Below are 8949 nucleotides of genomic sequence, written 5' to 3'. Positions count from 1 at the left end.
CCCATCGGAGGCACGGCGCCCGCCTTCGCCGGCGCGCTGCCGGTCAGCGGCGGCTCGACGGCGAAGGGCGTGGCGATCCAGATCACTGGCGCGAACGGCACGCCCGCGACGTTCAATCAACGGCAGCCGCTCAGCGCCTATAGCACCTCGACCGGCGGCACCTACTCGATCCCGATGATGGCCCGCTACGTTCAAACTGAAGCGACGGTCACTCCCGGCACGATTTCCGGCATGATGTCCGTGCTGGTGGACTACCAGTAAGAGCGCACTGGCCGCGTCACCGTGTCAAGACCGGAAGATCGCGATTCGACCGGACTGCGCTCACAGGGCGAGGTAGTCAACGACGCGATCCGCGCGTCCGTCGCAGCATGTTGTCGCGGCGGGCAGGCCTGCATCGACCGCGATCGGATGGTGAATGTGCCATTCCGCTTGCAAGCGCCACCGCGCCGCGGTGACGCGCGTCGCCGGATCCGGCAGGCGCAGTGGCAGGCCGGTGCGATACCGGCGAAACGCGCCGAACTTTCTCGAAGATTCCGCCGCATATTCAAACTTGTCCGATTGTCTTCCCTGCCTAAGACACTCAGAATGTACCTGCTTCGATAACGACAGCATCGACACAGACACAGCGACTGCCACCCGGCCCACTAAGCGGCTTCGGTATCGGCGGCTAGCGCTTCCGCAACAATTCCGCACCCGTGTTTCAGACATGGGCGCGCAGCATTGGCAGCATGACATCCATCCTTAAGATCGGCGGCGCAGCGGCACTGCTCCTGCTTCAGATCTCTCCCGGCATCGCCCAGTCCCTGACACCGCACGCGGCGGCCGAGACCAGCGAAGCGACACGCCGACAGGCGCAGCAGGTCGACGAGGCGCTCACACGCGCCGCGGCCGCGGCGCCGGTCCTGTCCGGTGGCGAGACTTCCCCGCACGCAATACTCGATTTTCCCGCCGAGTCGCCGTGCTTCGACATCTCGCGACTTGCATGGAAGAACGCCGAGGCGTTCGCATGGCTCGTGCGCGCCGTGCAGGTGCGGGACGTGTGCGTCGGATCCGAAGGGGTCACCCGCCTGCGCGATCATCTGCGCTACCTGCTCATCGAGCGCGGCTATCTCACCACGCAAGTTCTCATCGACCAGCAGGACCTGCGCGCCGGCAAGCTGGAGATCGAGCTCGTGCCCGGCCGCATCGGCAGCATCGCCGAGACCGGCGACGCCCCAGGCCGCCGCCACATGGCAATGCCGATGCGCGAAGGCGATGTGCTCAATCTCCGCGATCTCGACCAGACACTGGAGAACATCCGCACCGTGGCCGGCGACGCATCGGTACGGATGGTGCTGGAGCCGGGCAAGGAGTTTGGCCAGACCGATCTCGCCATTCATCATGCGCCAGCGGTGCGCCGCTGGCGCGCCATCGTCACCGCCGACAATTCCGGCATCGACGCGACGGGCAAGAACCAGCTCGGCGGCGTACTGGTGKTCGACTCGCCCCTGGGACTGTACGACCAGCTCATCGCCACCTACAACAACGATGCGCACTTCGGCAACCATACCGTGGGATCGCGCGCGATGGGCCTGCAATGGACGGTGCCGTATGGCTATGGCTCCTTCTGGGTGGGCGCGAACCAGTATGATTTCCTGCAGACGATCGCCACGACCGCCGGCAACCTGCCCTACACGGGCCGCACGCGCACGTTCGAGGTGGGCGCCGGCAGCGTGGCTTACCGTACCGGCACCATGAAGGGCACGGTGCGCGCCAAGCTGTCGCGGCGGTCGGACGACGTGCGGCTTGGCGAATGGCCGATCGGCGTGCAGACGCGCGACATCACCAGCTACACGCTCAGCTACTCCCACTATCAACGCGCGCGCCGCATGACGTTCACCGGTGGCCTCAGCCTGCGCGGGAGCATTCCCGCGTGGTCGGCCAACAGCGGCTATGTGAGCGGAAGAACGCAATGGAACGGCCGCTACAGCATCCTCAGCGCCAACGCGAGCGTCGACGCGCCCTTCTCCGTCGGCCGGCAACGCCTGGGCTATCGCGCCAGCATGAATGCGCAGGCCGCGCCGAATGCAATTCCAGCGACCGAGATGCTCTCGATCGGCAGCCGGTACAGCGTGCGCGGCTTCGATGGCTCGCGCACCCTGGTGGGGCAAAGCGGATGGGTGCTGCGCAATGAAGTCGCACTGGCGATCGGGAACACCGGGCAGGAAGCCTATGCCGCGGCAGACGCGGGCGCCGTGGGTGGCAGCGTAACGCGCGAACTCGCAGGGCGAACGCTCGTTGGCGCGGCGCTCGGGATCCGAGGTGCGTACGGCAGGGTTGGCTACGACGTGTCGGTTGGCATGCCGGTGGCCAAGCCGGCCGGGTTCGAGGCGGCCCGGGTGACGGTGGCCGTGCAGCTATCCATGAAGCTTTGACATTGGGTTCATCCGGGTTTCGTGTGTTGTGTGCTGTGTGTTGTTTGTCGTGTGCGGCGATTCATCGCCGGGCTGAATCCCGCGCTGCCGTAGCCCCCCTCTCCCTCACCCCCCTCTCCCATTTCATGGGAGAGGGGAGCGAAACAGCGTTCTGCTTCCGGCGACTCCCGCCCGCATACGGTGCCCGCACGAAAGCCGGATGAACGGAAATTGCATTGATCCACAACCTGACGGAGGAAGCCAACCACAGCCATCACTGAAGCTCCAGCACCCTGACCCGGCATGCCCGCCCCCTATCGGCACGAATCTCCGTATGCCGGCGGCTGCCGTCTCTCACTTTACTTACATGGCCCAAATGATGAAAAAGACATCCATGATTGCCCGCCAGCCCAGCTGCAGCACCCTGCTGCGCGCACTGTTGCTGGCCGTCCCGGCGCTTCACGCCTCCATCGCTTCCGCACAGATCAGCGCGGCACCTGGCGGTCCGGCTATCGGCGCGACGGCCAATGGCGTGCCGCTCGTGCAGATCAACGCGCCAAACGCCGCCGGCGTATCGCACAACCAGTTCCAGAACTACAACGTGGGCGCCAATGGCTTGGTGCTCAACAACAGCGCCAACGGTGCTGCCACGCAGATCGGCGGCAACGTCGCGGGCAATTCCACACTCGCCAATGGCGCCGCCAGCGTCATCCTGAATGAAGTGGTCGGCAACTCCCGCACCATGTTGAACGGTGCAACGGAAATTGCCGGGCAGCGCGCCGCGCTGATCGTCGCCAACCCGAACGGCATCTCGGTGGATGGCGGCAGCGTGCTGAACGCCTCCCGCGTCACGCTGACCACGGGCACGCCGACCCTCGCCAGCGGTGGCGCAGTGTCCGGCTTCGTAGTGGCTGGCGGCGACATCGCCATCGGCGGCAAGGGGTTCGATGCCAGCACGGTGGACAAGGTGGACCTGCTGTCGCGCTCCATGAAGATCGATGCGGTGGTGCGTGCAAAGGACCAGATCCGCGCCGTGGCAGGCCGCAACGATATCGCGTATGACGGCGACCGCATCGACGCAAGGCAGACCAACGCGAACGATCTCGTGCCCGCGCGCGCGATTGACGTGGCCGCGCTTGGCGGCATGTACGCGAACGCCATTTCGCTGCGGAGCACCGAAGGTGGCGCCGGCGTTAACATCGCAGGCAAGGTGCAAGCGCTCACGGGCGACCTGAAGGTCGAGAAGAGCGGCAATGTCATTGGTTCGCCCTCTCAGAGCAACGGGAATGGGAACGGAAACTGGAACGGGAACTCGATCGGAAATGGGAACTCGATCGGCAACGGCAACGGAAACGTGAGCTGGAACGGAAGCGGAAATTCGATCGGCAACGGTAACGGAAACGGAAGCGGCAACTCGACGGGCAACGGCAACGGCAACGTAAGCTGGAACGGAAACGGAAATTCGATCGGTAACAATAACGGTAACGGAAACGTAGGCTCGAACGGAAACGGAAATTCGGTCGGCAGCGGGAACGGAAACGGGAACGTAAACTGGGGCGGGAACGGAAGGTCGGTCGGCAACGGTAACGGAAACGGAAACGTAAGCTGGAACGAAAGCGGAAATTCGATCGGTAACGGAAACGGCAAGGTCACTGGTCCGCTCCCTCCGAATGACGAGAACGCCAGCGGCGGCGGCACCGGCTTCGTTGCCGCCGGGAAGGCCACCGAGAACAAGCTCAGCATACAGTCCGGCGCGCAACTGATCGCGGCGGGCACCGCTGATATTCGCTCGGACAGCATGCAAAATGACGGCACGATCCGCGGCGCGTCCGGTACCTCGATCAATTCGACGACGCTGATCAATCGCGGGACAATCGAGTCGGACCGCGACGTCACGGTGGGCACAACCACGTTGCAGAACAAGAACACCATCAAAGCAGACGGTGCGCTTTCGTTACGTACGACAACCCTGATCAACGATGGAAATGTGCTTGCCCAGGGAGGCGACCTCGCCGTGAATAGCACAACCATCACCAACACAGGTAGGCTCAGCAGCGCGACCGGAGCCACCAAGGTAAATGGGACGACGTTCTCGAATTCCGGCAATATCACCGCAAGCCGGGATCTGTCGGTCAAAGCGACGACCGCCAGCAACAGGGGGACTCTCTCCAGCGAGCGTGGCAACGTTGAGGTCTCCAGCCTCATGTTCACCAATACGAACCGCATGTCCGCCGAGCAGGGCAAGGTCAAAGTGCAGTCGACGCTGTATTCCAACACCGGAACCATCGAGCAAGCCAAGCCCGTAGAGCAAACCAAGCCGGTGGAGCCGGCCAAGCCCGTGGAACAAGCCAAGCCGGTAGAGCCAGCCAAGCCCGTGGAGCAAGCCAAGCCGGTAGAGCCAGCCAAGCCCGTGGAGCAAGCCAAGCCGGTAGAGCCAGCCAAGCCCGTGGAGCAAACCAAACCGGTGGAGCCGGCCAAGCCCGTGGAACAAGCCAAGCCGGTAGAGCCAGCCAAGCCCGTTCAGCAAGCCAAGCCCGTGCAAGTCTGGCCTGTGCAGGTCTGGCCCGTGCAACAGGTCTGGCCGGTGCAGCAAGTCTGGCCCGTACAGCAAATCTGGCCGGTACAGCAAGGCTGGTCCGCACAGGTCCCGGTCGTCCGCCCCTGGTGGCAAACGATGTCCATCAGCTGGAATACGCGCTGGTACTGACGCGCTAGAGACACTCGTCGCATAACACGACGCGGATGAGCCAAGGAAAGGCGGGCGCCGTCCCGGCGCCTGCCTTTCGTGCAGATTGCAATTAAACCTTGGTGCCCAACCATCTGACCGCTGCCGCAACGGACCGACTCACTACAAAGAGCCTCCGCAATTCTCTTTCCGCGGAGAGATTTCCTTCCAGGCAAAGCGCCGTGGGGGTTTTTGGCGCTTTAACCAATGTCGATTCCGCCCTTTGCCCACTTTGCTGATGTTCGTCACGTCGCGCCAAAAAAAACCCAGGCTGTCACGGGGATAACAGCCTGGGGCGCGATTGCGGGGTCGGAGGGGGTCACCCACTCTGCAAAGGTAGATCGTCGACACATAGGGGTATGCCGACAAACAAAAGTCTAACGGGGTTTCATGGCGCAGGAAATCGGATAAGTCTGAATTTAATGGCGCGGGAGATCGGATAAGTCCGAATTGATCAAGCCAGGACAATTGCCTTCCTCCTCAGTCCACACACGCATCTAGGTCCAGAGCCCGGTAATCAAGAACCGGGTCCGCCGTTACGCAGAATCGGATTTGTCCGATTCTCAGCCCATGTTTGCGGTGCTAATATCGGCCCGCTGATCAGCTTCGCCCGGATAGGCCGGCAGCGTTGCGTCGCTTTTGCGCTTCGGAGGTAAGCCTTGTCTAGTTCCGTTATTCCTTCCCAACTCGATGTGCCGCCACCATGGGGCACGCGCTTCGATATACGCGATACGCTCGCTGCATACCGTGCCGAGGCCGTGAAAATCCATCTTGCCGCCACGCGCCCCACCCATGTGCGGGCATTGCGCCGCGAGCGGCTGCGCGGGCTGGCCGCCGGCACGGTGGGCTGCGGCATGGCGGCCGTGGCGGCGTGGCTGGTGGCGGCCTGGTTGACGGGCCCCGCGCCTGCGCCCTTGCCCGCGTCCTTGCCCGCATTCAAGCCTGTGTCCATGCCAGTGTCCTCGCCCGTGTCTTCGCCAGCGCAATCGCCCGCACCAGATGCGGGGCTGCAAGCCGCTGTGGCCGAGCAGCCGGAAGCCGTGGTGGCCGCGGTTGGCTCGCCCGCGCCCGCGGCTCCTCTCCCCGCCCTTTTGCAGGCTAAAAACGCAATCACCAGCGCAACCATCAGCCCCATCGCCGCGCCGGTCCAGCACGCCGTAGCCCGCAGGCATTCGTATGCCGCGCCGATTCCTGCCAGGCAAGCGGCCGCGCGCAGCGCCAGGGTGCCCGTAGCCTATGACGCGGGCGATAGCGCTGACGATAACGCGGGCTATAGCGTTAGCTATAAGTTGGCTATGCCGACGTACGATGCCGGCTCGCGCCCGAGCGCCGTGGCCTATCTGCCGCCCGACTCGCATATCTCGTTGCATGGGCACTCCCGGCTGATCGACGAGTAAGGCTGCGACCTTCCACGTGCGCCGATTTCCGGTGCTCGATCTCGGCCGCCGTGGAAGAAGGGTTGAGCGCCGTGCTTTTAATACTTGTCCGATTCAAATCGGGCGAATGCGTCTCTAGAATGCCCCTGTTGGTCAAACTCTCTCAACGCTACCCGTCAACGCCTCCAGACGCACGTCCCCATTTCCAACAACGGATTTAGATCCGGTGCATTTGCTTTGGGGGTCAGGAAGAAAGGAGACTCCAAGTGCAGAAGAAATTGCAAAAGATAGCGCAACAAAAACGCGCGTTCGCTCGCCGTGCGGCGGCCGCGGCCATGCTGCTTGCCGCCGTCAATGCCGGTGCCGCAACGTTGGCACAACCCAGCGAGCTTGACGACGGGCGAGCCACCCGGCTGAGCGGCCTGGTGGCGACCATGTATCCCGAGCTGGACGCCTTGTACAAGGATCTGCACGCGCACCCCGAGCTTGCATTCGCCGAGACCCGCACGGCATCGCGGCTCGCCAGGGAGATGCGCGCGCTCGGGTTCGAGGTGACCGAGAACGTGGGAAAGACTGGCGTGGTGGCCCTGTACCGCAACGGCCCGGGCCCGACCATCATGGTGCGCACCGACATGGATGGCCTCCCCATGGAAGAGAAGACCTCTCTGCCCTATGCCAGCAAGACAGTCACCACGTGGAACGGGCGCGAGAGCCTCGTTGCGCATAGTTGCGGCCACGACTTGCACATGGCAACCTGGGTAGGCGCCGCGCGCGCCCTGGTCGCCATGAAGGCCCAGTGGCGCGGCACCTTGATGTTCGTGGCGCAGCCGGCTGAAGAGATCGGCGCCGGCGCCAGGGCCATGCTGGCCGACGGACTGTTCACGCGCTTTCCCAAGCCTGACACAGCGCTCGCCTTGCACACGGATCCCCGGCCTTACGGCACGGTCAGTTACAGCATTGGCCCAATGACGTCTGCGGCCAGCGCATTCGAGATCCTCTTCAAAGGCCGTGGCGGACACGGCTCCGCACCCAACAAGGCGCTGGACCCGATCATCATTGCCTCGCGATTCGTCACGGATGTGCAGGCCGTGACGAGCCGGGAAAAGGATCCGATGGCATTCGGCGTGATCACCGTCGGCGCGCTCCAGGCAGGAAGCTCGGGCAACATCATTCCCGACAGCGCGGTCCTGCGCGGCACCATCCGCGCTTACGATTCCGGGGTGCGGGCATTGCTTGTCGACGGGGTGCGGCGCGTTGCGCGGGCATCGGCAAGCGCGGCCGCCGCACCTGAGCCGGAGATCACGATTACCGACAATGGCCTCGGCGTGGTGAACAGCGAAACTGTGGTCGCACGCGTCGAGGCCGCGTTGCAGACCGGCCTGGGCAAGGACAAGGTGGCCCGTACGCTTCCGCTCACGACCAGTGAGGATTTCGCGGAGTACGGCGGCGAGGGGGTGCCCTCGATGTTCTTCCTTGTGGGAGTGCTTGACCCTGAAGACGTCTCGGCCGCAAACAAGAGCGGCGGCAAGCCCCTGGTTTTCAATCACTCGCCCTACTTCGCCCCGGTGCCCGAGCCGTCGATCAAGACCGGTGTCACCGCCATGAGCCTGGCCGTACTTAGCCTGCTTGCGGCACCTTGAACGCGCTTCGCCGTGCGATGCTCCCGCCTGAGCGCGGGCGCAAGCCTTTTAGAAGCGGGCCGAGTACTGAAGCATGTAGAAGTTGATACCGGGGTTCGGCTCCTTGATGCCGGCGTTGGAGTAGTGCTGGAAGCGCACCRCCAGTTCCGAGTCGATCGCGTCCCCGAACCGGTAGCCGGCAGCAATGCGATCGCCAAACTGGAATGCCGTCGAGAAGACCTTTGAGTCCGAGATGCGAGTCCGCGACAGCAGGTGCACACCGGCGCCGACTTCCGCGAAAGGCCCCGAGCGGCCCGCACCCTGGACCCGGAGGATGGGTGTAAAGCCCACATCGCCCATGAGGGTACTATTGCTGCCATGTGGATTCCACCCGCCAACGGAAGCTTCGAGACCCAGGCGAACACGGATTGACCGCGAGCTCGTCGCCCAAAGGTCGGTCTTCAGGTTCCATCGCGCCTCCAGGCGCGCGATCGAAGCCTCGCCGCCCGCACCCAGCGCTGCCCCAAGACGAACCGGCTCAAACCACGCGGCATCCTCGCTGGCGGGCGCGGCAAGCGCGGCGGCGCTGGCAAACGCACTGGAAATCAGGACAAAGGAGAAGACCGATCTAAGCATGACGAAAGCCTTGTGAAGATTAATTTTTGTTTCTTTGACAACTTGATCGCGTTGGCGCTGTTCAGATTAAACGTTGATGACCTGCTTGCCGAGAGCTGACGCGATGACATCGTCGGCGGAAACGCCTTCCTTGTTCCAGCTCATCAGCCGTTGCCAAGCCAGGTAGTTCGGCAAGTACTTGGTGGCCACGCCCCTGAGTT

General features: G+C 63.6%; 6 protein-coding genes and 2 pseudogenes. 5 read left to right on the top strand and 3 right to left on the bottom strand.

Annotated elements, in window-relative coordinates; all coding sequences use genetic code 11:
* Positions 1–261 (top strand): fimbrial protein (locus AC1DS3_RS30405; RefSeq protein WP_477128581.1); only part of this gene is annotated, 261 nt, incomplete at its 5' end.
* Positions 262–372: 111 nt separating this feature from the next.
* Here AC1DS3_RS30405 and AC1DS3_RS30400 read toward each other — a convergent pair.
* Positions 373–522, bottom strand: a pseudogene (locus AC1DS3_RS30400) (carboxymuconolactone decarboxylase family protein); the annotation flags it as partial.
* A gap of 206 nt (positions 523–728) precedes the next feature.
* Between AC1DS3_RS30400 and AC1DS3_RS30395 the strand changes: the two are divergent.
* From AC1DS3_RS30395 to AC1DS3_RS30380, 4 genes are all read left to right on the top strand, one after another.
* Positions 729–2414 (top strand): ShlB/FhaC/HecB family hemolysin secretion/activation protein, encoded by a 1686-nt coding sequence (locus tag AC1DS3_RS30395; protein WP_477128580.1) that lies wholly within the window; start codon positions 729–731, stop codon positions 2412–2414.
* 373 nt (positions 2415–2787) lie between these two features.
* Positions 2788–5100 carry a two-partner secretion domain-containing protein gene (locus AC1DS3_RS30390; RefSeq protein WP_477128579.1) on the top strand — a complete coding sequence of 771 codons (2313 nt, stop codon included), beginning with the start codon at positions 2788–2790 and terminating at the stop codon, positions 5098–5100.
* Positions 5101–5777: 677 nt separating this feature from the next.
* Positions 5778–6515: a hypothetical protein gene (locus tag AC1DS3_RS30385; protein WP_441632017.1), complete on the top strand. Its 738-nt coding sequence runs from the start codon at positions 5778–5780 to the stop codon at positions 6513–6515.
* Between the two features lie 314 nt (positions 6516–6829).
* Positions 6830–8134: an amidohydrolase gene (locus AC1DS3_RS30380; RefSeq protein ID WP_441632138.1), complete on the top strand. Its 1305-nt coding sequence runs from the start codon at positions 6830–6832 to the stop codon at positions 8132–8134.
* Between the two features lie 48 nt (positions 8135–8182).
* Here AC1DS3_RS30380 and AC1DS3_RS30375 read toward each other — a convergent pair whose 3' ends face one another.
* Positions 8183–8749, bottom strand: a complete 567-nt coding sequence (locus AC1DS3_RS30375) for an acyloxyacyl hydrolase (RefSeq protein ID WP_477128578.1) — start codon at positions 8747–8749, stop codon at positions 8183–8185.
* Positions 8750–8815: 66 nt separating this feature from the next.
* Positions 8816–8949 (bottom strand): annotated as a pseudogene (locus AC1DS3_RS30370) (IS1595-like element ISCARN29 family transposase); the annotation flags it as partial.

The sequence above is a fragment of the Cupriavidus sp. 01L46 genome (genome assembly GCF_056399905.1).
The sequence above is the reverse complement of the archived record's forward strand: the minus strand, read 5'-3'. Positions and strand labels throughout refer to the sequence as shown.